At 73.4% G+C, this 26,421-nt stretch carries 14 protein-coding genes, 2 rRNA genes and 1 pseudogene; 14 read left to right on the top strand and 3 right to left on the bottom strand.

Translation table 11 applies throughout. From position 1 onward, the window contains the following. The 3 genes and pseudogenes from ACFVU9_RS09110 to ACFVU9_RS09100 all read left to right on the top strand — a co-directional run. A 23S ribosomal RNA gene (locus ACFVU9_RS09110) occupies nucleotides 1–769 on the top strand; the annotation flags it as partial. 71 nt (nucleotides 770–840) lie between these two features. After that, nucleotides 841–957 (top strand): 5S ribosomal RNA (rrf, locus tag ACFVU9_RS09105). A gap of 61 nt (nucleotides 958–1,018) precedes the next feature. Next, nucleotides 1,019–1,753 (top strand): annotated as a pseudogene (locus tag ACFVU9_RS09100) (phosphatase PAP2 family protein); the annotation flags it as partial. A gap of 62 nt (nucleotides 1,754–1,815) precedes the next feature. Here the strand turns inward: ACFVU9_RS09100 and ACFVU9_RS09095 are convergent. Beyond that, complete coding sequence (locus ACFVU9_RS09095) at nucleotides 1,816–2,379, bottom strand: acetate uptake transporter (protein WP_387591443.1); 564 nt, start codon at nucleotides 2,377–2,379, stop codon at nucleotides 1,816–1,818. Nucleotides 2,380–2,752: 373 nt separating this feature from the next. Then, the gene (locus ACFVU9_RS09090; RefSeq protein WP_387591440.1) at nucleotides 2,753–5,314 is read right to left on the bottom strand and encodes a SpoIIE family protein phosphatase; all 2,562 of its coding nucleotides are present in this window, start codon (nucleotides 5,312–5,314) and stop codon (nucleotides 2,753–2,755) included. 575 nt (nucleotides 5,315–5,889) lie between these two features. On the opposite strand from ACFVU9_RS09090, the gene ACFVU9_RS09085 reads away from it, so the two are divergent. The 9 genes from ACFVU9_RS09085 to ACFVU9_RS09045 all read left to right on the top strand — a co-directional run bounded on the left by ACFVU9_RS09085 (nucleotide 5,890) and on the right by ACFVU9_RS09045 (nucleotide 19,178). Beyond that, nucleotides 5,890–10,407 (top strand): HAMP domain-containing protein, encoded by a 4,518-nt coding sequence (locus ACFVU9_RS09085; RefSeq protein ID WP_380445404.1) that lies wholly within the window; start codon nucleotides 5,890–5,892, stop codon nucleotides 10,405–10,407. Between the two features lie 351 nt (nucleotides 10,408–10,758). Then, nucleotides 10,759–11,397, top strand: coding sequence for a response regulator (locus ACFVU9_RS09080; RefSeq protein ID WP_380445405.1), 639 nt, complete (start codon nucleotides 10,759–10,761; stop codon nucleotides 11,395–11,397). Nucleotides 11,398–11,551: 154 nt separating this feature from the next. Further along, entirely contained in the window at nucleotides 11,552–14,230 is a 2,679-nt protein-coding gene (locus ACFVU9_RS09075) for a DNA translocase FtsK (RefSeq protein WP_380506071.1), read from the top strand. A 276-nt stretch (nucleotides 14,231–14,506) separates the two neighbouring features. Continuing rightward, complete coding sequence (locus ACFVU9_RS09070; protein ID WP_387591436.1) at nucleotides 14,507–15,364, top strand: helix-turn-helix domain-containing protein; 858 nt, start codon at nucleotides 14,507–14,509, stop codon at nucleotides 15,362–15,364. 97 nt (nucleotides 15,365–15,461) lie between these two features. Then, nucleotides 15,462–16,955 carry a 30S ribosomal protein S12 methylthiotransferase RimO gene (gene rimO, locus ACFVU9_RS09065; protein WP_380445385.1) on the top strand — a complete coding sequence of 498 codons (1,494 nt, stop codon included), beginning with the start codon at nucleotides 15,462–15,464 and terminating at the stop codon, nucleotides 16,953–16,955. Beyond that, complete coding sequence (gene pgsA / locus ACFVU9_RS09060) at nucleotides 16,952–17,590, top strand: CDP-diacylglycerol--glycerol-3-phosphate 3-phosphatidyltransferase (protein WP_387591432.1); 639 nt, start codon at nucleotides 16,952–16,954, stop codon at nucleotides 17,588–17,590. Before rimO ends, pgsA begins: the two co-directional genes overlap by 4 nt. 14 nt (nucleotides 17,591–17,604) lie before the next feature. After that, nucleotides 17,605–18,111 (top strand): CinA family protein, encoded by a 507-nt coding sequence (locus ACFVU9_RS09055; RefSeq protein ID WP_380498315.1) that lies wholly within the window; start codon nucleotides 17,605–17,607, stop codon nucleotides 18,109–18,111. A 335-nt stretch (nucleotides 18,112–18,446) separates the two neighbouring features. Next, a complete protein-coding gene (locus ACFVU9_RS09050; protein WP_359964922.1) occupies nucleotides 18,447–18,815 on the top strand; it encodes a helix-turn-helix transcriptional regulator in 369 nt (122 codons plus the stop codon). A 69-nt stretch (nucleotides 18,816–18,884) separates the two neighbouring features. Further along, nucleotides 18,885–19,178 (top strand): hypothetical protein, encoded by a 294-nt coding sequence (locus ACFVU9_RS09045; RefSeq protein WP_380445388.1) that lies wholly within the window; start codon nucleotides 18,885–18,887, stop codon nucleotides 19,176–19,178. A gap of 73 nt (nucleotides 19,179–19,251) precedes the next feature. On the opposite strand, the gene ACFVU9_RS09040 is transcribed toward ACFVU9_RS09045, so the two are convergent. Further along, entirely contained in the window at nucleotides 19,252–23,982 is a 4,731-nt protein-coding gene (locus ACFVU9_RS09040) for an ATP-dependent helicase (protein WP_387591427.1), read from the bottom strand. 195 nt (nucleotides 23,983–24,177) lie between these two features. Between ACFVU9_RS09040 and ACFVU9_RS09035 the strand changes: the two genes are divergently transcribed. Both ACFVU9_RS09035 and ACFVU9_RS09030 read left to right on the top strand, forming a co-directional pair. After that, a complete protein-coding gene (locus ACFVU9_RS09035) occupies nucleotides 24,178–25,755 on the top strand; it encodes a S8 family serine peptidase (protein ID WP_387591424.1) in 1,578 nt (525 codons plus the stop codon). 104 nt (nucleotides 25,756–25,859) lie between these two features. Next, nucleotides 25,860–26,414, top strand: a complete 555-nt coding sequence (locus tag ACFVU9_RS09030; protein ID WP_380445391.1) for a GNAT family N-acetyltransferase — start codon at nucleotides 25,860–25,862, stop codon at nucleotides 26,412–26,414. The last annotated feature ends 7 nt before the right edge of the window (nucleotides 26,415–26,421 follow it).

Below are 26,421 nucleotides of genomic sequence, written 5' to 3'. Positions count from 1 at the left end.
TGAAGCAGCAACGCCAGTTGTTGTGGAGTCGCCGTTGAAATACCACTCTGGTCGTGCTGGATGTCTAACCTGGGTCCGTGATCCGGATCAGGGACAGTGTCTGGTGGGTAGTTTAACTGGGGCGGTTGCCTCCTAAAGGGTAACGGAGGCGCCCAAAGGTTCCCTCAGCCTGGTTGGCAATCAGGTGTTGAGTGTAAGTGCACAAGGGAGCTTGACTGTGAGACTGACGGGTCGAGCAGGTACGAAAGTAGGGACTAGTGATCCGGCGGTGGCTTGTGGAAGCGCCGTCGCTCAACGGATAAAAGGTACCCCGGGGATAACAGGCTGATCTTCCCCAAGAGTCCATATCGACGGGATGGTTTGGCACCTCGATGTCGGCTCGTCGCATCCTGGGGCTGGAGTAGGTCCCAAGGGTTGGGCTGTTCGCCCATTAAAGCGGTACGCGAGCTGGGTTTAGAACGTCGTGAGACAGTTCGGTCCCTATCCGCTGTGCGCGTAGGAGTGTTGAGAAGGGCTGTCCCTAGTACGAGAGGACCGGGACGGACGAACCTCTGGTGTGCCAGTTGTTCTGCCAAGGGCATGGCTGGTTGGCTACGTTCGGGAGGGATAACCGCTGAAAGCATCTAAGCGGGAAGCCTGCTTCGAGATGAGCACTCCCACCTCCTTGAGAGGGTAAGGCTCCCAGTAGACGACTGGGTTGATAGGCCGGATATGGAAGCCCTGTAAGGGGTGGAGTTGACCGGTACTAATAGGCCGAGGGCTTGTCCTCAGTTGCTCGCGTCCACTGTGTTGTTCTGAAACAACGACCGCCTTGCCGGCGGGTCGACAGTTTCATAGTGTTTCGGTGGTCATAGCGTGAGGGAAACGCCCGGTTACATTCCGAACCCGGAAGCTAAGCCTCACAGCGCCGATGGTACTGCAGGGGGGACCCTGTGGGAGAGTAGGACGCCGCCGAACAATCATTCCAAAAAGACCCACTCCCGATCGGGAGTGGGTCTTTTTGCGTTACCCTCTGCGAATGCAGAACCTGACCCTGACCTGGCAGTCCGCCGGGGGCACCGCCGTCGTTCTATACGGCGGCGCGTACGTCGCCGCGAGGGTCCGGAAGCCGTCCTTGTCGGCGCTCCTGCGCGAGGCCGGCACCCTGCTCGCCCTGTTCGCGCTGTGGCAGCTGGTGGGGCACCTGTCGGTGATGAGCGCGGACCACGCGCTGGACCGGGCGGAGTGGATCCACCGGACGGAGCTGGCGGTCGGGCTGCCGGACGAGGCGTCGTGGCAGGCCGCGATCACGCCGTACCCGGTGCTGGTGCGGCTGGCGAACTACTACTACGCGGTCATGCACTTCGGCGTCATGCTGGTGGTGCTGCTCTGGGTGTTCCTGCGGCACCGCGAGCGGTACGCGTGGGTGCGGAACACCGTGGTGATCACGACGGCGGTCTGCCTCCTGGTCCAGTTCATCCCGGTGGCACCGCCGCGGATGCTGCCGGAGAACGGCTTCGTCGACGTGGCCGCGCAGTACGGGCAGTCCGTGTACGGCGGCGCGGTCGGCGGCGTGGTGGTGGCGGACCAGCTGTCCGCGATGCCGTCGGTGCACGTGGCGTGGTGCGTGCTGGCGGCGGTGGCGGTGATCCGGGTGGCGCGGAGTCCGTTGCGCTGGCTGGTGGTGCTGCACCCCGTCCTGACGGTCGCCGTGGTCGTCGTGACCGCCAACCACTTCTGGGCGGACGGCATCGTCGCCGTGACGATCCTGCTCTTCGCGTACGCCGTCCTGGCGCTGACGGCACGCCGGCGGGGCCGGTTCGCGGACCGGGCAGGTCACTTGAGCGGCAGCGCGATCCGACCCCACTTGCCGTTGCCCAGCCTGGCCGTGGCCCCGTACCAGGCGATGAGCCCGGAGAGCGCCGCGACCCAGCCCGCGAGCTTGGTGAGGCTGCCGTGGCCGCCGAACGCGCCGATGGCGGCGACCAGCAGGGACAGCGTCAGCAGGCCGTAGACGGCCCGGCTGTACAGGCCCGCGCCCCAGCTCGCCGCGGTGAGGGTGAGGGCGAGCAGGGCCCACAGCAGCAGGAACAGCCCGGCGGCGTTCTTGCTCGCGCCGCCGGCCACCGACCAGGTCGCCCAGAAGGCGCCGAGGCTGGTGAACGCGGTGCCGGTGAAGCCCTCGCCGCCGCGGAGCTGCCAGAGGCCCGCGACGAACAGGGTGATGCCGCCGACGACGTGGGCGAGGTGGGCCGCGTCCCCGGCGCCGGTGCCCTTGAGGATTCCGGTCGAGAGCAGGCCGTAGGCGAGAAGTGTGAGGCCGAGTGCGAGGTAGCCGAGGTTACCCGCGTCGGCTCCGGTGGGACGGGCGTTCGTTGCCCCGGAGGCGTCGTTGCTCACCGGAGGCTCCTTTCACTCTGGGCGCGCGCAGGGCGCAGTCAACGCAGTGGAGTGGTCCGAAGGAGTGGTTGCGAGAAGGTGCGCGCGACCGCGCCGAGGGCGCACGGCAGGAGCGTGCGCGGGCTGCGGTCAGAGGTGGTGGGCCGAGGGCCGAATGTTCCGGGCCGAGGGTTGGGGGGAAGTCCCCGCTGAGGTCGGTGTACCCGGGCCGACCAGGCTTGTACCCTTGTGAATCGCACAATTTGTGGCGCCGTCAGCTGTGGAACGCTCACGATCGGCCGCCGGGCGGGTCCGGCCGTGGCAGTTCTGCTCAGTGGCGGCGGTCCGGCGGGTCCGCCCCGGCGCCGACCCGGTCGGCACGGGTGCGTCGCGCTCAGCTCGTGCGCTGGGCGGGCACCCGCAGCGTCAGGATCGCCATGTCGTCGGACGGCGGCTCCGGGGCGAAGCGCTCGACCGCGCGCTGCACGCGCATGGCGACGGCCCCGGCGGTGAGGCCGGTGCAGCCGGTGAGGACCTCGGCGAGGCCGTCGTCGCCCAGCATCCGGCGGCCCTCGCGGCGTTCGGTGACGCCGTCGGTGACGCAGAGCAGGACCTCGCCCGGGGCGAGCACGAGGTGCTCGGCGGTGAGGTCGAGGTCGTCCATGACGCCGAGCAGGGGCTGCGGGGTGGCGGCGCGGTCGACCTGGCCGTCGGTGCGCAGCCGCAGCGGCAGCGGGTGGCCGGCGCAGACCAGGGACAGTTCGGTGCTGCCGTCCGGTCGGGGCGTCAGTTCGCCGTAGAGCAGGGTGAGGAAGCGGCTGCGCGAACCCTCGTCCAGGATGGCCGCGTTGAGCCGGGTGAGGACCTGCGGGGCGTCCAGGCCCTCACGGGCGAGCAGGCGCAGCGAGTGGCGGGCCAGGCCGGTGACGGAGGCGGCCTCGGGGCCGGTGCCGCAGACGTCGCCGATGGCGAAGCCGTACGTGCCCTCGCGGATGGTGAACAGGTCGTAGAAGTCGCCGCCGACCTCGTTGCCCTCGCCGGCGGCCTGGTAGTACACGTCCACCTCGACGCCGGGGATCTCGGGCAGGTCGGGCGGCAGGAGGCTGCGCTGGAGGGCCTGGCTGGTCGCGGTGCGCTCGGAGTAGAGGCGGGAGTTGTCGAGGGCGAGGGCGGCCCGGCGGGAGAGGTCCTCGGCGAGTTCGAGGATCTCCTGGCGGAAGCGGACGCCGGCCGGGGTGCCGAGGGCGAGCAGGCCGATGACGCGGTTGCGGGCGGTGAGCGGCAGGACGACGGTCTCGCCGAGCACGCCGGCGAGTTCGGGGCTGTCGGTGAGGCCGCCGGCGGCGGCGGTCTCGGTGGGTGCGGGCCAGAACCGGGCGCTGTGGGCGGGACCGGGGTCGGGCGCGGGGGTCTTGTCGAGCAGGCCGCGCAACGCGTCGATGCGGTCCTCGTCCTCGTGCAGGACGAAGGCGAGGTTGGGCGCGGCGCCGTGGTCGCCCTTGGTGTAGACAGCGCACCAGGAGGCGAGGGTGGGGACGGCCATCTGGGCCATCAGGGCTAGGGTCTGCTCGTGTTCGAGGGTGCCGGCGAGCAGGTCGGAGGCTTCGACGAGGAAGGAGAGCGAGCCGCGGCGCAGTCGTTCGAGCTCGGTGAGGCGGGTGCTTTCGACGGCGAGGGCGACCCGGTCGGCGGCGAACTGCAGGCGCAGCGCGTCCTCGTTGTCGTAGCGGCCGGGGGTGGCGGTGGCGATGCCGAGGGAGCCGATCAGCCGGCCCTCGACCTTGAGCGGGACGGTGACCAGGGAACGCATGCCGCTGCCGTCGAGGAGGGCCGGTCCGGCCGGACGGGCGATCAGGTCGTCGTGGACGGTGGGCAGCCGGGCGGAGTCGTAGCGGTTGCCGTGTCCGACCGGGAAGCGGGTGTGGCGGCGGTGTCCGGTGGTGAGGCCGGTGGCGGCGCGGACCTCGAACTCGGTCTCGTCCTCGGTGGTGAGGAGCAGGTAGGCGGCGTCGGCGTCGAGCAGGTCGCGGGCGCGTTCGACGGTGCGCTGGAGCAGGGTGTCGAGGTCGTCGGTGGCGACCGGGCCGGCCAGCAGGTCGAGCCGGGGGCCGGCCGGGTCGGTGCGGTCGCCGGGCAGGGCGCGGGCGGGGGAGCGCAGGACGGCGCGGTCGGGTTCGAGGACGAGCAGGCAGAGTGTGGAGGGGACGCCCTCGGTGTCGCGGACGCGGACCTGGACGCCGTACACCTCCTCGGTGCGGCCGTCGGCGCGGCGGACGGCGAAGCCGCCCTCCCAGCGCGCGAGGCGCAGGGTCTCGGCGAGGCCGAGGCCGCGGGCGGGGGTGTCGGGCCAGACGGCGAGGTCGGCCCACGGGCGGCCGAGGACGCTGTCGGCGGGGTGCCGGAAGAGGGCTTCGGCGTCCGGGTTCCAGGCGAGGACGCGGCCGTCGTCGTCGAGCTGGACGACGGCGACGTGCACCGGGCCGGGGCCGCTGGGCAGGTCGCTGCCGGGGGTGGCGGGGACGGCGTAGCGGGTGCCGGCGACGGGGACCGGCAGGGCGAGGCGGAACCAGACGGTCTTGCGGCCGGCCGCGTACTCGACGCCCCAGCGTTCGGCGAGGGCGGAGCACATCAGCAGGCCGCGGCCGCCCTCGCCGTCGGGGTCGGCGTAGCGGTCGGAGGAGGTGACGGGGCCGTCGGTGAAGGCGGGCAGGCCGCGTTCCGGGTGGTGGTCGGTGACCTCGATCCGGACGGTGCCCTCCTCGCGCAGGCAGCCGACGTCGGCGGCGGTGCCGGCGTGCACGACGGCGTTGGTGACGAGTTCGCTGACCAGGACGACGGCGTCGTCGACGACCTCCGGCAGCCCCCAGCCGAGCAGCGCGTCCCGGACGAAGCCCCGGGCGGCGGCCGCGGACCTGCCGTCGGGGTCGAAGGTGGCGGCTGCGCGCGCGGTGACCACGTTGCCACTTCTCCTCTGCTGCTCTTGCCCTGGCTGTCCGGGTGCGGCGCCGTCTCCCGGTACGCGCCGGCGGGTGGGCGGCGGCGCTGGGACGGGTCGTGGCCCGGTGCAGCGCTCCACCCTACTTTCCGCTTGGTTCCCCGTGGGGGCGGGGCGTCGAAACGGGCACCAGAGGGTGATTCTGCCCACGCGTTTCGGGAGAGGCGGTAACAACCGTGTGCAACCGGCCGTATACCCGGGGCCGGTGCTGCCAGACTGGGGGGTCCGCGACGGTCGGTCGGGACAGTACGGTCGACGCGGGTGCCGGTGCGTCGTGAGGTGCGGCCGGTGCGCAGCCCAAGCCGGGGCGGTGCCCGGGCCCCGGTCCGCCGGGGCGCGGAGGGCCACCGGACAGTTCACGACGTGGGAGGGGCCCGTTGAGTTCGGCCACCAAGGACGCAACCGGTACGACGCAGGCCGCCCAGCGCGGTGCTCGCCCCGGGGCCGCGCCGCGGAGCGCGGCCGGCCGGCGAGCGAACCACGGCCGGGGCGCGGAACCGGCGGAGCTGCGCAAGCTGCTGTCGGCGCTGACGGCGATGCGCGACGGCAACTTCCGGCGCCGGCTGACGGTGCCGGGGGACGGGCCGCTGGCGGAGATCGCCGCGGTGTTCAACGAGGTGGCCGAGCGCAACCAGCACCTGACCGGTGAACTGGCCCGGGTGCGGCGGGCGGTGGGCCGCGAGGGCCGGCTGAACGAGCGGCTGGAGACCGGTGCGGGCGAGGGCGCCTGGATGGCGGCGGTCGACAACTGCAACGCGCTGATCGACGACCTGGCCCGTCCGATGGCCGAGGTGGGCCGGGTGCTGACCTCGATCGCCGAGGGTGACCTGGACCAGAAGATGGAGCTGCGCTCGCTGCACAGCAACGGGGTGAGCCACCCGCTGCGCGGCGAGTACCTGAAGATCGGGCGGACGGTCAACGGACTGGTGGACCAGCTCTCGGAGTTCACCGACGAGGTGACCCGGGTGGCCCGCGAGGTCGGTACCGAGGGCAAGCTGGGCGGTCAGGCCAAGGTCCGCAGCGTGTCGGGCAGTTGGAAGGACCTGGCGGACTCGGTCAACACGATGGCCGGGCGGCTGACGGCCCAGGTGCGCAACATCGCCCAGGTGACGACGGCGGTGGCCAAGGGCGACCTGTCCCGCAAGGTCACCGTCGAGGTGGCCGGCGAGATGCTGGAGCTGAAGAACACCGTCAACACGATGGTGGACCAGCTCAACGGCTTCGCGGCGCAGGTGACGAGGGTCGCCCGGGACGTCGGGACCGAGGGCCGCCTCGGCGGTCAGGCGCAGGTGCCGGGCGTGGCCGGGGTCTGGCGGGACCTGACCGACTCGGTGAACTTCATGGCCGACAACCTGACCGGCCAGGTGCGGAACATCGCCCAGGTGACGACGGCGGTGGCGCGCGGGGACCTCTCGCAGAAGATCGAGGTGGACGCGCGCGGCGAGATGCTGGAGCTGAAGAACACCATCAACACGATGGTGGACCAGCTGTCCGGGTTCGCCGAGCAGGTGACCAGGGTGGCCCGCCAGGTGGGTACCGAGGGTCGCCTCGGCGGCCAGGCGCAGGTGCCGGGCGCGGCGGGCGTGTGGCGCGACCTGACCGACAACGTCAACTTCATGGCGAACAACCTCACCGATCAGGTGCGCAACATCGCCCAGGTGACGACCGCGGTCGCCAAGGGCGACCTGTCGCAGAAGATCCAGGTGGACGCGCGCGGGGAGATCCTGGAGCTGAAGAACACCATCAACACGATGGTGGACCAGCTCTCGGCGTTCGCGGACGAGGTGACCCGGGTGGCCCGGGACGTCGGCACCGAGGGCATCCTCGGCGGCCAGGCGAGCGTGCCGGGGGTGTCCGGGACCTGGAAGGACCTGACCAACTCCGTCAACCTGATGGCCAACAACCTGACCAGCCAGGTCCGCAACATCGCCGAGGTGACCACGGCGGTCGCGCGCGGCGACGTCTCGAAGAAGATCACCGTCGACGCCCGGGGCGAGATCCTGGAGCTGGTGACGACCGTCAACACGATGGTGGACCAGCTGTCGGCGTTCGCGGACGAGGTGACCCGCGTCGCCCGTGAGGTGGGCACCGAGGGGATCCTGGGCGGCCAGGCCCGGGTGCGGGGGGTGTCGGGCATCTGGAAGGACCTGACCGACAACGTCAACTTCATGGCGTCCAACCTGACCGGGCAGGTGCGCAACATCGCCGAGGTCGCCTCGGCGGTGGCCCGCGGCGACCTCTCGAAGAAGATCACCATCGACGCGCAGGGCGAGATCGCGACGCTCGCCGGGACGCTGAACACGATGGTCGACCAGCTCTCGTCCTTCGCCGTCGAGGTGACCAGGGTCGCCCGCGAGGTCGGCACCGACGGCACCCTGGGCGGCCAGGCGAGCGTGCCCGGCGTGGCCGGCATCTGGAAGGACCTGACCGACAACGTCAACCTGATGGCCAACAACCTCACCGGCCAGGTCCGCAACATCGCGCTGGTGATCACGGCGGTGGCCCGCGGCGACCTGTCGCAGAAGATCGACGTCGACGCGCGCGGCGAGATCCTCCAGCTCAAGACCAGCATCAACACGATGGTCGACCAGCTGTCCGCGTTCGCCGACGAGGTCACCCGCGTCGCCCGCGAGGTGGGCACCGACGGCCGCCTGGGCGGCCAGGCCCGGGTGCCCGGGGTGGACGGCACCTGGCAGGACCTCACCGAGTCGGTGAACGAGCTGGCCAACAACCTGACCCGGCAGGTGCGCGCGATCGCGCAGGTCGCCACCGCCGTGACCAGGGGCGACCTGAGCCTGCGGATCGACGTCGACGCCGCGGGGGAGCTCGACGAGCTCAAGGACAACATCAACCAGATGATCGCCAACCTGCGCGAGACCACCCGCACCAACCAGGAGCAGGACTGGCTCAAGACCAACCTGGCCCGGATCTCCGGCCTGCTCCAGGGCCGCCGGGACCTGGAGGCGGTCGCCTCGCTGATCATGACCGAGCTCACCCCGGTGGTCTCCGCCCAGCACGGCGCGTTCTTCCTCGCCCAGCCGGCCGGCCGCACCGCCGAGCTGATCACCGAGGACGACGACGAGAACGACACCGTGCTGCGCCTGATCGGCAGCTACGGCTACCAGCGGCGCGCGATGCCGACCACCTTCCGCCCCGGCGAGTCGCTGATCGGCCAGGCCGCGGTGGAGAAGCGGGCGATCATCCTCAAGGAGGCGCCGCCCGGGTACCTCAAGATCGCCTCGGGCCTCGGCGAGGCCTCGCCGGCCCACATCGTGGTGCTGCCGGTGCTGTTCGAGGGCCGGCTGCTCGGCGTGATCGAACTCGCCACCTTCAGCTCGTTCACGACCGTCGCCCTCGACTTCCTCAACCAGATCGCCGACCTGATCGGCGTCACCGTCAACACCATCAGCGTCAACACCAAGACCGAGGGCCTGCTGCTGGAGTCCCAGCGGCTCACCGCGGAACTCTCCATGCGTTCGGCTGAGTTGGAGGCCCGCCAGGAGGAACTGGAGCGCACCAATGAGGAGTTGCAGGAGAAGGCCGAGCAACTCGCCCAGCAGAACCGCGACATCGAGATCAAGAACAGCGAGATCGAGGAGGCCCGCCAGGTCCTGGAGGAGCGCGCCGAACAGCTCGCCCTGGCCTCCCGCTACAAGAGCGAGTTCCTCGCCAACATGTCGCACGAGCTGCGCACCCCGCTCAACTCGCTGCTGATCCTGGCCAAGCTGCTCTCCGACAACAACGAGGGCAACCTCTCGCCCAAGCAGGTCGAGTTCGCCGACACCATCCACGGCGCCGGCTCCGACCTGCTCCAGCTGATCAACGACATCCTCGACCTGTCCAAGGTCGAGGCCGGCAAGATGGACGTCCGCCCGAGCCGGATCGCCCTGGTCCAGCTGGTCGACTACGTCGAGGCCACCTTCCAGCCGGTCGCGCTGGACAAGAACCTGGACTTCGCCGTCCGGGTCTCGCCCGCGCTGCCGGTCACCCTGCACACCGACGAGCAGCGGCTCCAGCAGGTGCTGCGCAACCTGATCTCCAACGCGGTCAAGTTCACCGACGCGGGCGCCGTCGACTTCTCGATCAGCCCGGCCGGGCCGGACGTGCCCCAGCACGTCCGCGAGCAGCTGCTGGAGTCCGGCTCGATCAAGGACCCGGACGACCCGCTGATCGCCTTCGCCGTCTCCGACACCGGCATCGGCATCCCCGGCAACAAGCTGCGGGAGATCTTCGAGGCCTTCAAGCAGGCCGACGGCGGCATCAGCCGCAAGTACGCCGGAACGGGCCTGGGCCTCTCGATCAGCCGGGAGATCGCCCGGCTGCTCGGCGGTGAGATCCACGTCGAGAGCGAGCTCGGCAGGGGCTCGACCTTCACGCTCTACCTGCCGCTGCGCACCGAGTCCTCGGACACCCCGCCCACCGAGCGCGCCGCCGTGGCGGCCGTGCCCAACACCCCGGTGCTGCGCGCCACCGTCGGCGTGACCCCGGTGGGCGTTCCCGTCCCGGTGGGCGAGAACCCGGCCGATCACTGGGCCCAGGAGGTCCGCGAACTCGCCGAGGAGCGCCGCCGCGGCGCCGTGGAGCGCCGTCGCACCGCCGCCCTGGACCTCCCCGCCGGGGGCCGCCCGGTGGAGCCGGTCCCGCTGCGCCCCGGCCGCACCGACGCGCGCTTCGGCGGCCAGCAGGTGCTGATCGTCGACGACGACGTCCGCAACGTGTTCGCCCTCACCAGCGTCCTGGAACAGCACGGCCTGACCGTCCTGTACGCCGAGAACGGGCGCGAGGGCATCGAGATGCTGGAGCAGCACGAGCACGTCGCGCTGGTCCTGATGGACATCATGATGCCGGAGATGGACGGCTACGCGACCACCGAGGCGATCCGCCGGATGCCCCAGTTCGCCGGCCTGCCGATCATCGCGCTGACCGCCAAGGCGATGAAGGGCGACCGCGAGAAGTCCCTCGCGGCGGGCGCCACCGACCACATCACCAAGCCGGTGGAGACCGACCACCTGCTGGCGGTGATGCACGAGTGGCTGCGGCCCGACCGGCCCTGAGCGCGTACCCCAGGTCCCGTTTCCCAAGCGGGACTTGGGCGACGGGCCGCCGGCGGGGCGCGCACCGGGAGGCGGACTCCGGGGCGTACGCCGGGCCGGAGATCGGTTTGCTGGCGGGGACGGCCGGGAACCCGGTAGGGTCACCGATCGTTGCGAACAGTGACCGGACGGCGACACGCTGCTGAGCGTGCGCCGGAGCACCGGCCGTGCACCGGTCCCGATCGGGTCCGACGCAGCCGGGTCGCGACGGAGCGATGTGCCGGGCGAGGGGGTGCGGCTAGCATGACCGGGGTAGCGGTGGGCAGTACGCGAGTGCCCTCACCGGGCAGGCAGGCGACAGGAGGGCGGGCCCTGATGCAGAAGGCGAAGATCCTCCTGGTCGACGACCGGCCGGAGAACCTGCTGGCACTGGAGGCGATCCTGTCGGCGCTCGACCAGACGCTGGTGCGCGCGGCGTCCGGCGAGGAGGCGCTCAAGGCGCTGCTGACCGACGACTTCGCCGTGATCCTGCTGGACGTCCAGATGCCGGGCATGGACGGCTTCGAGACCGCCGCCCACATCAAGCGCCGCGAGCGCACCCGGGACATCCCGATCATCTTCCTCACCGCGATCAACCACGGCCCGCACCACACCTTCCGCGGCTACGCGGCCGGCGCGGTCGACTACATCTCCAAGCCGTTCGACCCGTGGGTGCTGCGCGCCAAGGTCTCCGTCTTCGTCGACCTGTACGTGAAGAACTGCCAGCTGAAGGAGCAGGCCGCGCTGCTGCGGCTGGAGCTGGAGGCGGGCGGCGGAGAGCCGGCCCTCGGCGGGGCGCTGCTCGGCGAGCTGTCCGCGCGGCTGGCGGCGGTCGAGGAGCAGGCGGAGGCGCTGGGCAAGCAGCTGGACGGCAGCGCCGACTCGGGGGTGGCCGCCACCGCGGCGCACCTGGAGCGGAAGCTGGCCGGGCTGCGCCGGGCCCTGGACGCGCTGCGCCCGGGCAGCTCGTAGGGGTACGCAGGAGCCGCGCCGGCCGGCCCGACCGGGTGGAGCGCGCGGGCGTCCGGGTGAATTCCGGTCAGCGTGACGGAGTGTCTGCGACACGTCGGGGCGCCCCGGCTCGCCACATGTGCACCGGTGGCCCGCACCGGTAGGCTGCTGACCCATGGCCACTCGTACGCCCGGAAACGCAGCACGTAAGACGAGTCCGGGACCGTCCAAGAAGGCCGCGGCGAGGACTCCGGGCAAACCGCCGGCGAAGAAGGCGGCGCCCCGCAAGGCACCCGCGAAGAAGACGGCGGCCAGGTCGGCCCCGCCACCGCCGCCGAACAGGTCGATACTCCTGCGCGCCCTCAACGGGCTCGCGAGCCCGATCGCCGCGATCTTCCGGGGCGTCGGCGACGGTGCCAAGAACCTCCACCCGGCCCACCGCAAGGACGGGCTGGGCCTCGTGCTGTTCGCGCTCGGCCTGGTGACGGCCGCGGGGACCTGGTTCAGCCCGCAGGGCTGGCTCGGCGAGGCGGCCACCGCCGTGGTGTCCGGGCTGTTCGGGCGGCTCGATGTGCTGGTGCCGTTCCTGCTGGTCGGGATCGCGATCCGGCTCTGGCGCCACCCGGAGCTGCCGGAGGCCAACGGGCGGATCGTGATCGGCCTGAGCGCGCTGGTGGTCGGCGTCCTCGGCCTGGTCCACATCGGCTGCGGCGCGCCCACGATGGGCAGCGGCGCGTCCCGGATAAGGGCGGCGGGCGGCATCATCGGCTGGGCCGCGTCGACGCCCATGATGGCCGCCGCGGGCCCGGCGCTGGCCGTGCCGCTGCTCCTGCTGCTGGCCTTCTTCGGCCTGCTGGTGGTCACCGCCACCCCGGTCAACCGCATCCCCGAGCGGTTGCGCTCCGCCGGCGTGCGGCTCGGCGTGGTCGAGCCGGGGCCGGAGGACGAGTACGGCGAGGGGCGTGCGCCGGAGCGCGAACTGTCCACGGATCCGCCGGAGGACGCCGACCCGTCGGCGCTGCCGTTCAGCGTCGACTCCGAGGACACGGTCGACGAGGTGGCCGCCCGTCGGCGCCGCCGCCGGCGCAAGCCGCAGTCCGAGGAGCCCGAGGGCGCGGAGGCGGGCCCCGAGCCCGTCTCGTTCGACAAGGACGTCGACGACCCGTTCACCACCCGCAACCTCGCCGCGGGCGCCGCCGCCGACCTGGACGGCGCGCTGGTCTACGGCGTGCCCGCCTCCTCCGCGGTGGCGGACATGATGCACCAGGTGCAGGACCGCACCGCCCCGCCCGAGGAGGCCCTCGTCCCGGCGGCCCGCGGCGGCGGCCCGGGCGCGCCCGAGGAGCACGGCCGCGCCCCGGTGCGGATGGAGCAGCTCCAGCTCTCCGGCGACATCACCTACAGCCTGCCCCCGCTCGACCTGCTGGAGCGCGGCGGTCCGGCCAAGCCCCGCAGCGCCCTCAACGACGAGGTGGTGGCCCAGCTCACGAGCACGTTCGCCGAGTTCAAGGTGGACGCCAAGGTCACCGGATTCACCCGGGGTCCGACGGTCACCCGCTACGAGGTCGAGCTCGGCCCGGCCGTCAAGGTGGAGCGGATCACCGCGCTCGCCAAGAACATCGCGTACGCGGTGGCCAGCGCGGACGTGCGGATCATCAGCCCGATCCCGGGCAAGTCCGCGGTCGGCATCGAGATCCCCAACCGGGACCGGGAGATGGTCAACCTCGGCGACCTGCTGCGCTCGCGCACGGCCGCCGAGGACACCCACCCGATGGTCGTCGGCATGGGCAAGGACGTCGAGGGCCACACCGTGATGGCCAACCTCGCGAAGATGCCGCACATCCTGGTGGCCGGGGCGACCGGCGCGGGCAAGTCCTCCTGCATCAACTGCCTGATCACCTCGATCCTCGCCCGGGCCACCCCGGACGAGGTGCGGATGGTGCTGGTCGACCCCAAGCGGGTCGAGCTGACCGCCTACGAGGGCATCCCGCACCTGATCACACCGATCATCACCAACCCCAAGAAGGCCGCCGAGGCCCTCCAGTGGGTGGTGCGCGAGATGGACATGCGCTACGACGACCTCGCGGCGTTCGGCTTCCGGCACGTCGACGACTTCAACGCGGCGGTGCGCGCCGGGAAGGTCACCCCGCCGCTCGGCAGCGAGCGCGAGCTGACGCCGTACCCGTACCTGCTGGTGATCGTCGACGAGCTGGCCGACCTGATGATGGTCGCCCCGCGCGACGTCGAGGACTCGGTGGTCCGGATCACCCAGCTGGCCCGCGCGGCCGGCATCCACCTGGTGCTCGCCACCCAGCGGCCCTCGGTGGACGTCGTGACCGGTCTGATCAAGGCCAACGTGCCGTCCCGGCTGGCCTTCGCGACCTCCGCGATGGCCGACTCCCGGGTCATCCTGGACCAGCCCGGCGCCGAGAAGCTGATCGGCAAGGGCGACGCGCTCTTCCTGCCGATGGGCGCCGGCAAGCCGATCCGCATGCAGGGCGCGTTCGTCACCGAGGCCGAGATCGCCGCGGTGGTGCAGCACTGCAAGGACCAGTTGGCCGCCCGCTACCGGGACGACGTCACGGTCGGCGGCGGGCCGAAGAAGGAGATCGACGAGGAGATCGGCGACGACCTCGACCTGCTGATCCAGGCCGCGGAGCTGGTGGTCTCCACCCAGTTCGGCTCGACCTCGATGCTCCAGCGCAAGCTCCGGGTCGGCTTCGCCAAGGCGGGCCGGCTGATGGACCTGATGGAGTCACGCGGGATCGTCGGCCCGAGCGAGGGCTCCAAGGCGCGCGACGTGCTGGTGAAGCCGGACGAGCTCGACGGGGTGCTGGTGACCCTGCGCGGCTGACGGACCGGGCGCGGGAGGCGGGTGTCCCGGACGAGGTGTCACTCGTTCGGAGGAGGGTAGGCGCCAGGGCGGGAACCGAACGTCCGCGCACCGCGTCACTGGCCGGAAAGCGATCACCGTGCTCCCCCTGCGTGACCCCGCCGACCGGCCGTCTGCGGGGCCCCACCCCGATCGGGGCGGGTGCGCGCATTCGGGCCTGTTCCGCTTGAGAATCGATCCGTCCACGCCCCTAGACTGTTCCCCAGCAGGTGGCCATCCGCTCGAAAGGCGTGCCCCGTGACCATCGGCAAGTCCCCCGACCGCGAGAACGCCCCGTCGTCCGCAGAGCCGAGCGACGCGGTCCAGGCGGCCGATGCCCCGAGCATCGGCCGGGTGCTGTCCGCCGCCCGGCTGGAGGCCGGACTCACGGTGGATCAGGTGAGTACGGCGACCCGCGTCCGGGTGCCGATCGTGCATGCCATCGAGGAGGACGATTTCGGCCGCTGCGGCGGCGACTTCTACGCCCGCGGGCACATCCGCGCGATCGCCCGCGAGGTCGGCGTGGACGGCGAGGCCCTGGTGGCCCGCTACGACGCCGCGCACGGCGGCTCGCCGGCCTCCAAGCGGCCCACCCAGCTGATCGAGGGCGGCCCGATCAAGGTGCCCTCCCGCGGCCGGCCGAACTGGACCGCCGCCATGGTCGCCGCGATCGTCGCGGTGGTCGCCCTGATCGGCTTCAACCTGGTGAGCGGCAAGGGCGGCCACACCGGCACCGGCTCGGCCAGCGCGCCGCTGCCCAGCGGCACCGGCACCGGCTCGATCGCCCCCGCGCCCTCGCCCTCCGTGCAGCCCCCGGCCCCCGCGCCGAGCGCCGCGGCGATCGCGGCCGTCCCGGCCGACAAGGTCACCGTGAAGCTGGTCGCCGAGGGCACCAGCTGGGTCTCGGCCATAGACGGGAACGGCAAGTCGCTGTTCCAGAACAACATCAGCGACGGCCAGGACCAGACCTTCACCGACCCCAAGCAGATCAAGCTGGTGCTCGGCAACGGCGGGGCCGTGCACGCGTACGTCAACGGCAAGGACCTCGGTCTGCTCGGCAAGGACGGGCAGGTGGTGCACGTCACGTACACCCCCGGAGACCCGCAGGCGGGCTGACCACCGGCACCGGGCGGGGCCCGCAGAAGATCGTGTTATCGAGGCGCGCGGCCTCCGGGGCGAACGGCACCGGGAGCCGCGCGTTAATCTTGGGCCTATGCCTGAACGCCGTACTGTCGCCCTTGTCACGCTCGGATGCGCCCGCAACGAGGTGGACTCCGAGGAACTCGCCGGGCGACTGGAGGCCGACGGCTGGTCGCTGGTCGACGACGCCGCCGAAGCCGACGTGGCCGTAGTCAACACCTGCGGCTTCGTCGAGGCCGCCAAGAAGGACTCCGTCGACGCCCTGCTGGAGGCCAATGACCTCAAGGGGCACGGCCGCACCCAGGCCGTCGTCGCGGTCGGCTGCATGGCCGAGCGCTACGGCAAGGAGCTCGCCGACGCGCTGCCCGAGGCCGACGGGGTCCTCGGCTTCGACGACTACGCCGACATCTCCGACCGCCTCCAGACCATCCTCTCCGGCGGCCACCACGCCCCGCACCTGCCGCGCGACCGCCGCAAGCTGCTGCCGATCAGCCCGGCCGAGCGGCAGTCCGCCGCCGAGACCGTCGCGCTGCCCGGCCACGGGCCCGCCGAGACCCCGGCCGAGCCGATCGACGACCTGCCCGAGGGCCTCGCGCCCGCCTCCGGCCCGCGCACCCTGCGCAAGCGGCTGGACGACAGCCCGGTCGCCTCGGTCAAGCTCGCCTCCGGCTGCGACCGCCGCTGCTCCTTCTGCGCCATCCCGGCCTTCCGCGGATCGTTCATCTCCCGCCGCCCCTCCGACGTCCTGAACGAGGCCAAGTGGCTGGCCGAGCAGGGCGTCCGCGAGGTCGTCCTGGTCAGCGAGAACAACACCTCGTACGGCAAGGACCTCGGCGACATCCGCCTGCTGGAGACGCTGCTCGGCGAGATCGCGGAGATCGACGGCGTCGAGCGCGTCCGGGTGTCCTACCTGCAGCCCGCCGAGATGCGCCCCGGCCTGATCGACGCGATGACCGGCACCGCCGACGTCCTGCCCTACTTCGACCTGTCCTTCCAGCACTCGGCGCCGGCGGTCCTGCGCCGGATGCGCCGCTTCGGCTCCACCGACCAGTTCCTGGAGCTGCTGAAGACCATCCGGGACAAGGCCCCGCAGGCCGGCGCCCGCTCCAACTTCATCGTCGGCTTCCCCGGTGAGACCGAGGAGGACTTCGCCGAGCTGGAGCGCTTCGTCACGCACGCCGGGCTCGACGCGATCGGCGTCTTCGGCTACTCGGACGAGGACGGCACCGAGGCCGCGACCTACGACGGCAAGCTCGCCGAGGACGTGATCGCCGACCGGCTGGACCGGCTCAGCCGGCTCGCCGAGGAGATGACCGCGCAGCGCGCCGAGCAGCGGATCGGTACCGAGGTCGAGGTCCTGATCGAGTCGGTCGAGGAGGACGTGGTCGAGGGCCGCGCCGCCCACCAGGCCCCCGAGACGGACGGCCTGACCACCCTCACCGGCGTCGAGGACCCTCGGGTCGGCCAGTTCTGGCGGGCCAGGGTGGTGGCCAGCGAGGGCGTCGACCTGATCGCCGAGGCCCTGGAGCCGGTGCGGGTCCGGCAGGCCCCGGGAGCCGGGGAATGACCAAGGGGCCCGGCGCCCCGCCCGCGGCCCATCCGGACAGACCGGCCGCCGCGCTGCCGCCGGTGCCGGCCGTCTGGAACATCGCCAACATGCTCACGATGCTCCGGCTGCTGCTGGTGCCGGTCTTCGTGGCGCTGCTGTTCGCCGACGGCGGGCACGACCCCAAGTGGCGCTCGGTGGCCTGGGCCTCCTTCGCCATCGCGATGATCACCGACCTGTTCGACGGCGAGATCGCCCGGCGCAAGGGCCTGGTCACCGACTTCGGCAAGATCGCCGACCCGATCGCCGACAAGGCGATCATGGGCTCGGCGCTGATCGGCCTGTCGGTCCTCGGCGACCTGCCCTGGTGGGTCACCGCGGTGATCCTCGCCCGCGAGCTCGGCATCACGCTGATGCGCTTCTGGGTGATCCGCTACGGCGTCATCCCGGCCAGCCGGGGCGGCAAGCTCAAGACCCTGGCCCAGGGCATCGCGGTCGGCATGTACGTGCTGGAGCTGACCGGCTGGCTCGCCACCGCGCGGGCCGTGCTGATGGGCCTGGCGGTGCTGCTGACCGTCGGCACCGCACTGGACTACATCGGGCAGGCGCTGCGCCTGCGCCGCGAGGGAATGGCCGCGGAGCGCGCGGACCGGTGAACGAGGGGGGCCTGGTGACGGACCACGGGACTGCGGAGCACACGACCGCGGACTACGCGCTGGCCGAGCGGGTGCACGCGGCGCTGCGCGGCGGGGGCAGCACGGTGGCCGTCGCCGAGTCGCTGACCGGCGGGCTGCTGGCGGCCGCGCTGGTCGACGTCCCCGGGGCGTCCGCGACCTTCCGGGGATCGGTGACGGCGTACGCGACCGAGCTGAAGGCCTCGGTGCTCGGGGTGGACGAGGGCCTGCTCGACGTCCACGGGCCGGTGCACCCGGTGGTGGCCCGGCAGATGGCCGAGGGCGTCCGGCGGCTGCTGGGGGCGACGTACGGACTCGCGACGACCGGGGTGGCCGGGCCGGAGCCGCAGGACGGGCAGCCGGTGGGCACCGTACACCTGGCGCTCGCCGGTCCGGGGGGAACTCTGGTCAGTTCGCCCCGGCTGTCCGGGGGGCGTGCCACAATCCGTCACGGGGCCGTGACCGCCGCGCTGGAACTGCTCGCCGGTCGGCTGCCGGCCTGAGCCGAAGGCACGGCCCAGGACCCCGTCCGTCCCGATCCCTGCCGACCGGGATCCGCCCGAAGTCGCGTGCGGGGACGGTGGAGCCGCAGGATCGTGTTACATCCGACAGCCTGGTTGGGCAGAAACCAGGTGGAGAACGAGTTGCGTGACGGTGGCCGGGCGGCCCGCGAGGGGTACCACGAGGGGCCCGCGGACCCGGGTACGACACCGGAACGAGGAGGGGGACAGCCTTGCAGCCCAGAGTGAACACGACCAGGGTCCCCGCACGCGAAGCGGGCAAGGCGGTACGGTGGGGGCGTGACATCTCGATCCGCAGTCCGAGGAGGGAGGCACCGATGATCCTGCTCCGTCGCCTACTGGGCGATGTACTGCGTCGGCAGCGCCAGCGCCAGGGCCGCACACTCCGCGAGGTGTCGGCGGCCGCCAGGGTTTCGCTCGGTTACCTCTCCGAGGTCGAGCGGGGACAGAAGGAGGCCTCGTCCGAGCTGCTCTCCGCCATCTGCGACGCGCTCGACGTCCGGATGTCCGAGGTCATGCGCGAGGTCAGCGACGAACTGTCGCTCGCCGAACTTGCGGCGATGGCCACCCTCTCCGAAGGTGATCTGCTGAGGCCGGTGCTCGAACCGGTACCGCTGCCCGCCCCCGGCGCCGACCGGGCGACCATGTCGCCCAAGGCCGCCGCGATGGACGTGGTCGCCGCCTGATCCGGCCTCGACTCCCGGCACGCCTGCTCGACGCAGGGCAGGGCCCGGGGCGAGCGAAGGAGGGCGGTCGTGCGGAGAGACGCGACGGCGCACGCGGTGGCCCGAATACGGCCGTTGCTGCGGCGCCTGGTGCCGTGGCCGGCCCGCTGGGTCCTGGTGGTCCTGTCGGCCGGGCTGGTCTGGTGGCTCCTGGTGGTCCGGGGGCAGCTGGCCGACGGCGCGGTGCTCGGCCTGCTCGCGGCCGGCGGCTGGGGGCTCGGTCTGATCCCGGTCCACGCCGACCGGAGCGCGACCGGACCGGTCCGCCGCGGGGCCCGCGGGGCCGTGGGCCGAACGGAGGCGCCGACGCCCCCGATCGGGTGAGAAGCGTGCGGGAAGGCCGCGGGGTCGTTGACTCCGCGGCCTTCGGCGTACCCGGGCCCCGGTCCCGCGGGGTTCACGGACGCAGGCGCAGCCCGCGCGGAGTGGCGTGGAAGCCCGCCTCCTCCAGGGCCGCGCCGAGCTCCGAGCCGAGGGCGGGCTCGCCGTTGGCCCGTTCGACCGTGACGCTGCCGAGCGCGCCCTCCCGGACAGCACCGGCCAGGGCGGCGGCCGCCGACGCCCGGGTGGCCCCGTCCTCCGGCCAGGCCAGCAGGGACTTGCCGCCGCGCTCGACGTAGAGGGCGAGCTCGCCGTCCACCAGCACCACCAGGGCGCCCGCCTTGCGGCCGGGCCGGTGCGCCCCGGCCTCCTTGGCGCCGGGGGCGGCCGGGGGCTCGGGCCAGGGCAGCGCGGCGCCGTAGGCGTTCGCCGGGTCGGCGGCGGCGAGCACCAGCACCTGCGGCGGCTCGGCGGCGGGGCCGGCCGGCCATTCGGTGGCCCGGGTGCGTTCCAGCCGGCCGTTGACCGACCGCAGCCGGTCGGCCGCGCCCTCCATCGCGAACTGGGCGCCGCCGAGGCCCTCGACGAAGTAGCCGCGGCGGGTGCGCCCGCGCTCCTCCATTGCGGCGAGCACCCGGTACACCCCGGCGAAGCCGCCCGGGACCCGCTCGGCCGCCACCGTGCCCCGGGTCAGCAGGCCGTGGCGGTCCAGCAGGGCCTGGGCCTGGGCGGTGGCCCGGACCGTGGGGTCGGCGGCCGGGGCGGGCAGCAGCGACCAGCGGCCGGCCACCGTCGGCGGGCCGCTGCGCAGCGCGCCGCCGGCCCGGCCGAAGGCGCGGCCGGCCCCGCCGTAGCGGCCGCGCGGGGTGGCCCTGGGGGCGCGGTGGGCGGTGGTGCCCGCCGTCCGGCCGGAGCCGAGCAGGGCGCGCAGCGGGGCGAGGGTGTCGTTGCTGACGTAGCCGGCCCAGACGAGGTCCCACAGGGCCTCGACGACCTCCGGTTCGGGGGTCTCGTCGCCGTCGGCGCGGAGCCGCTCGACCAGCTGGCGGAAGAACAGGCCGTAGCCGCCGGTGAGGGCGGTCATCAGGGCGCCGTGCAGCGGGGTGACGGCGGGCGGCACGGGCTCGGGGCGCAGCAGGTGGGCGTTCTCGGCCAGGTGGAGGCTGATCCAGCCGTCCTTGCCGGGCAGGGCGCCGGCGCCGCACCAGCCGAGCTCGCCGGCCGCCATCAGTTCGTCCAGCAGGCCGGGGGAGTAGTCGGCGAGGCGGGCCGGGAGGATCAGCTTCTCCAGGGCGGAGGCGGGCAGGGCGGTGCCCTGGAGCTGTTCGACCACCCGGAGCAGGCCGTCCGGCCCGCGCAACCGGTGGCCGGCGAGGTGCTGCCACTGGGGGAGGAAGGCGGCCAGGGCGCGCGGCGGGACGGGCTCGACCTCCTGGCGCAGGGCGGCCAGGGAACGGCGGCGCAGGCGGCGCAGGACCTCGGCGTCGCACCACTCGACGGTGGCGGTGTGGCCCTCGACGGGCCTGAATTCGCCCTGGACGAGGCGGCCGGTGGCGGTGAGGCGGTGCAGGACGCCGGTGACGACGGCGGTGCCGAGGCCGAGGCGGGCGGCGGCCTCGGCGGCGGTGAACGGGCCGTGGGTGCGGGCGTGCCGGGCGAGGAGGTCGCCCAGGGGGTCCTTGACCGGTTCGGTGAAGGCTTCGGGGACGCCGACGGGCAGGGGGGTGCCGAGGGCGTCGCGCAGCCGTCCGGCGTCCTCGACGGCGGCCCAGCGCTGCTCGCCGGCGATCCGGACCTGGATGACCCGGCGGGCGGCCTCCAGCTCCAGGGCCCAGAGCGGCTCGGCGCCGCGGGCGGCGAGCTCCGCCTCGGCGAGCGGGCCGAGCAGGCGCAGTGCGTCGGCGACGCCCTCGGCGTCCTTGATCCGGCGCTCGGGGGTGAGGCGCTGGAGCTCGGCCTCCAGTTCGGCGAGCACCTGCGGGTCGAGCAGTTCGCGCAGTTCGGCCTGGCCGAGGAGTTCGGACAGCAGCCGGGAGTCGAGCGACAGGGCGGCGGCGCGGCGCTCGGCGAGCGGGGAGTCGCCCTCGTAGAGGAACTGGGCGACGTAGCCGAAGAGCAGGGAGCGGGCGAAGGGGGAGGGCTCGGGGGTGGTGACCTCGACCAGGCGGACGGCGCGGGATTCGAGGTCGCCCATCAGCTCGACCAGGCCGGGCACGTCGAAGACGTCCTGGAGGCACTCGCGGACGGCCTCCAGGACGATCGGGAACGAGCCGTACTCGGAGGCGACTTCGAGGAGCTGGGCGGCGCGCTGGCGCTGCTGCCAGAGCGGTGTGCGGCGGCCGGGGTTGCGCCGGGGGAGCAGCAGGGCGCGGCCGGCGCACTCGCGGAAGCGGGAGGCGAACAGGGCGGAGCCGCCGACCTGGTCGGTGACGAGCCGCTCGATCTCGCCGGGGTCGAAGAGGGCGGCGTCGGCGCCGACCGGGGCCTCGTCCGGGGCGCTGTGCGGGGCGGACCGCTGCGACGGGCCGGCGAAGTCGAAGTCGGGAGCGAGCAGGTCGGCGTCGGGCAGGCGGAGCACGATGCCGTCGTCGGCGTGCATGACCTGCGGGTCGAGGCCGTGCTTCTCGCGCAGCCGGGCGCCGAGGGCGAGGGCCCAGGGGGCGTGCACCTGGGCGCCGAAGGGGGAGTGGATGACGATCCGCCAGTCGCCGAGTTCGTCGCGGAAGCGCTCGACGACGATCGTGCGGTCGTCCGGGAGGTGGCCGCAGGCGGTGCGCTGTTGGGCGAGGTAGTCGAGCAGGTTTCCGGCGGCCCAGTCGTCGAGGCCGGCCCGCTTGAGGCGCTCGGTGGCGTCGGCGGGGGCGAGTGCGCCCAGCTCGCGGGTGAACGCGCCGAGGGCGCGGCCGAGTTCGAGCGGGCGGCCGAGGGTGTCGCCCTTCCAGAACGGGAGCCGGCCGGGGATTCCGGGGGCGGGCGTGACGAGGACCTTGTCGTGGGTGATGTCCTCGATCCGCCAGGACGTGGTGCCGAGGGTGAAGACGTCGCCCACGCGGGACTCGTAGACCATCTCCTCGTCCAGCTCTCCGACGCGGCCGCCGCCCTTCTTCGGGTCCGTCCCGGCGATGAAGACGCCGAACAGGCCGCGGTCGGGGATGGTGCCGCCGGAGGTGACGGCGAGGCGCTGGGCGCCGGGGCGGCCGGTGACGGTGCCGGCGACGCGGTCCCAGACCAGGCGGGGGCGCAGCTCGGCGAAGGCGTCCGAGGGGTAGCGGCCGGCGAGCATGTCGAGCACCGCGTCGAAGGCGGACTGCGGGAGGGTGGCGAACGGCGCGGCGCGGCGGACCACGGCGAGCAGGTCGTCCACCGGCCAGGTGTCCAGCGCCGTCATGGCGACGAGCTGCTGGGCGAGGACGTCCAGCGGGTTGCGCGGGACGCGCAGGGCCTCGATCCGGCCGGCCCGCATGCGTTCGGTGACCACGGCGGACTGGACGAGGTCCCCGCGGTACTTGGGGAAGAAGACGCCGGTGGAGACGGCGCCGACCTGGTGGCCGGCCCGGCCGACCCGCTGGAGGCCGGAGGCCACCGAGGGCGGGGACTCGACCTGGACGACCAGTTCGACGGCGCCCATGTCGATGCCCAGCTCCAGGCTGGAGGTGGCGACCACGGCGGGCAGCCGGCCGGCCTTCAGCTCCTCCTCGACCAGGGACCGCTGCTCCTTGGAGACCGAGCCGTGGTGGGCCCGGGCGAGGACCGGCGGGACGCCCCTGGCCGCGCCGGAGCCGCCCATCAGCTGGGCGGGGGCGTGCGCCTCGGGGGCGGCGGCGCCGGTGGCGCGCTCGTGGGCGATCTCGTTCAGCCGGTTGCACAGGCGCTCGGCGAGGCGGCGGGAGTTGGCGAAGACGATCGTCGAGCGGTGCGCCTGGACGAGGTCGACGATCCGCTCCTCGACGTGCGGCCAGATCGAACTCTGGCGCTGTGGATCGCTGTCGGAGGAGCCGCCGGTGGCGGGGGCGGCGGGCAGGTCGTCCAGATCGGGGACGGGCACGACGACCGAGAGGTCGAACTCCTTGGCGGCGGCGGGCTGGACGACGGCGGCGCCGCGCTGCGGGCTGAGGAAGCGGGCCACCTCCTCCACCGGGCGCACGGTGGCGGACAGGCCGATCCGGCGGGCCGGGCGGTCCAGCAGCTCGTCCAGGCGCTCCAGGCTGAGCGCGAGGTGGGCGCCGCGCTTGGTGCCGGCGACCGCGTGGACCTCGTCGAGGATCACGGTGTCGATGCCGCGCAGCGCCTCCCGGGAGGCCGAGGTGAGCAGCAGGAAGAGCGACTCGGGGGTGGTGATCAGGATGTCGGGCGGGTGGGTCGCGAAGCGGCGGCGGTCGGCGGCGGGGGTGTCGCCGGAGCGGATGGCGACCTGGACGTCCGGTTCGGGCACGCCGAGCCGGACGGCGGCCTGGCGGAGCCCGGTCAGCGGGGCGCGGAGGTTGCGCTCGACGTCCACGGCGAGGGCCTTGAGCGGCGAGACGTACAGGACCCGGCAGCGGCGCTTGGTGTCGGCCGGGGGCGGGGTGCTGCTGAGCCGGTCCAGGGCGGAGAGGAACGCGGCGAGCGTCTTGCCGGAGCCGGTGGGGGCGACCACCAGGACGTCCGTCCCCCGTCCGATGGCGCGCCAGGCCTCGGCCTGGGCGGTGGTGGGCGCGGGGAAGGCGCCGGTGAACCAGGCCCGGGTGGCGGGGGCGAACCCGGCGAGCGGGTCGTCCTGCGGTTCGTCCGGCCGGTCGGCCGGCGGGGTCAGCTGCTGGGGCGCCATGCCCCCATGGTGCCGGGTGGGACCGACAACCGGGCAGGTGGCGGGGGAGCGCCGGGTGGGTGGGGCGGTGCGGTGGGGCGGTGCAGCGAAAGGAGGTGTAGTTAAAGGAGCAAAAAAGACAATCCGCTCATATGGTGATGATTCCAGCCCATGATCACCCGCGCGCCCGCGGGACCGACGAGCGGAGACCGTGCGATGGCGCAGGTGAACCCGTCCGGAACAGGTCCCGTCCGCGCCCCCCGCCGCGGGGCCCGCGGGCCCGTCCGGGTCCTGCTGGCGATGCTGCTCACCGCGCTCGTGGTCGGCGGCGCCGTGCCGTACGTGTCCGGCAGCGGCCGGGTCTACCTCAGCTACCTGGTGCTGGCCGGACGGGACGACGCCGCCGGCGCGGCCCTGGCCGGAGCCGAGGCCCGCGCGGCGGGCGGGCAGGTGGTCCAGGAGTACCCGCAGATCGGGGCCGTACTGGCGTACGCCCCCGGCGGCTTCGCGGACGAGGTGCGGGCCAGGCCCGGGATCGCCGCCGTCGGGGCCACCCGCACCGCGCCGGTGGTCGGCCCGCCGCGCCCGCTGGACGGCGCCGGGGACTTCGCGGCCGGCACCGAACGCGCCGGGCGCAGCAGCGCGGACCGGTCGGGCGGGGCGGAGCGCTCCGGCGGGACCGACACCGCAGAACTGTCCGAGCGGCAGGAGGACACCACCCTCACGGTGCCCGACCCCGCCGAGCACGACGGCTGGAACCTCACCATGCTCGGCGCCCCCGGCGCCGGGGGCGGCGACGCGACCGCCGCGCCGGCCGGGCCCGCCGGGCCGGCGCCGGAGGCGCTGCACAAGGTGCTCGTCGCGGTGCTCGACTCCGGCGTCGACGACACCCACCCCGACCTCAGGACCGCCGTCGACCCCAAGGCCTCCGCCTCGTGCGCCGACGGGCGCCCCGACCCGCGCACCGGCTCCTGGCGGCCCGACCCCGGGGTCGGCGAGAGCGGGCACGGCACCCACGTCGCCGGGATCGTCGGCGCCGTCCGGGACGGCCGGGGCGTCACCGGGGTCGCGCCGGGCGTGCGGATCGCCGCCGTCCGGCTGCTCGGGCCGCTGGGCCAGTACTACGCGGAGAACATCGTCTGCGGCATGCTGTGGGCCGCCGACCACGGCGCCAGGGCGATCAACAACAGCTACTTCGCCGACCCGTGGAAGTACAACTGCCCGGAGGACCGCGACCAGGCCGCGCTGATCGCCGTCGTCGGCCGGGCCGCGGCCTACGCCCAGCGCAAGGGTGCCGTCGTCGTCGCCTCGGCGGGCAACGACGGGCAGGACCTCGGCGCGGCCAGGACGGACGAGCGCAGTCCGAACGACCGGGTCTCCGGCCCGGCGCAGTCCCGCCACCTTGGTACCGAGTGCGTCAGGCTGCCCGGCGAGCTGCCCGGCGTCGTCACCGTCACCGCCGTCAACCGGGACGGCCGCCCCTCCGCGTACTCCAACTACGGGCGCGGCAGGGTCTCGCTGGCCGCGCCCGGCGGGGACCCGGACGGCGGGCCGCAGGGCGCGATCGTCTCCGACTGGCCCGGCGGGCAGTACGCGGCGCTGGCCGGCACCTCGATGGCGGCCGCGCACGTGACGGGCGCGGTCGCGGTGGCCGCCGCGCTCCACCCGGACTACGGCTCGGCCGGACTCGCCGCCCTGCTGGCCACCACGGCCGCGGCCGCCTGCCCGCCGGGGCCGTACGCGTGCGGGGACCGGCAGTACTTCGGCGCGGGGTTGCTGGCGCTGCCGCGGTAGCGCTCCTCCCGCGGACCGGGCGGCGCCCGTCGCGGCCCGGGCGGTGCCCGTCGCGGCCCGGAAAAGCGGGTGACGGACGAGCGCCGGCGGGCGAGGATCGGGGCATGACCGCATTCCTCGCCACCGAACGGCTCGTGCTGCGCCGCTTCACCGCCGCGGACACGGACCACCTGGTCGAGCTGGACGGCGATCCCGAGGTGATGCGCCACCTCACCGGCGGCCGGCCGACGCCGCGGGAGGTCGTGGAGGGCGAGCTGCTGCCGCTCTACCTCGCGCACTACGAGCGCTACGGGGACCTGGGCTGGTGGGCCGCGGAGGAGCGGGCGGGCGGGGCCTTCCTGGGCTGGTTCGAGTTCCGGCCGACGGTGGCGGGCGAGCGCGGCGAGGTCGAGCTCGGGTACCGGCTGCGCCGGGCCGCCTGGGGGCGCGGGTACGCGACCGAGGGCGCGCGGGCGCTGGTCCGCCGCGGTTTCACCGGACTCGGCGTGGAGCGGGTGGTGGCGTACACGATGACGGTCAACGCGGGCTCCCGGCGGGTGATGGAGAAGAGCGGCCTCTCGTACGTCCGGACCTTCCACGAGGACCACCCGGAGGCCATCCCCGGCAGCGAGCACGGCGAGGTCGAGTACGCCCTGGAGCGGGCGCGGTGGCGGGGCTGACGCGCCC

Origin of the sequence: Kitasatospora sp. NPDC057936, from assembly GCF_042887525.1 — a bacterium.
Classification (GTDB): Bacteria; Actinomycetota; Actinomycetes; order Streptomycetales; family Streptomycetaceae; genus Kitasatospora.
The sequence above is the reverse complement of the archived record's forward strand: the minus strand, read 5'-3'. Positions and strand labels throughout refer to the sequence as shown.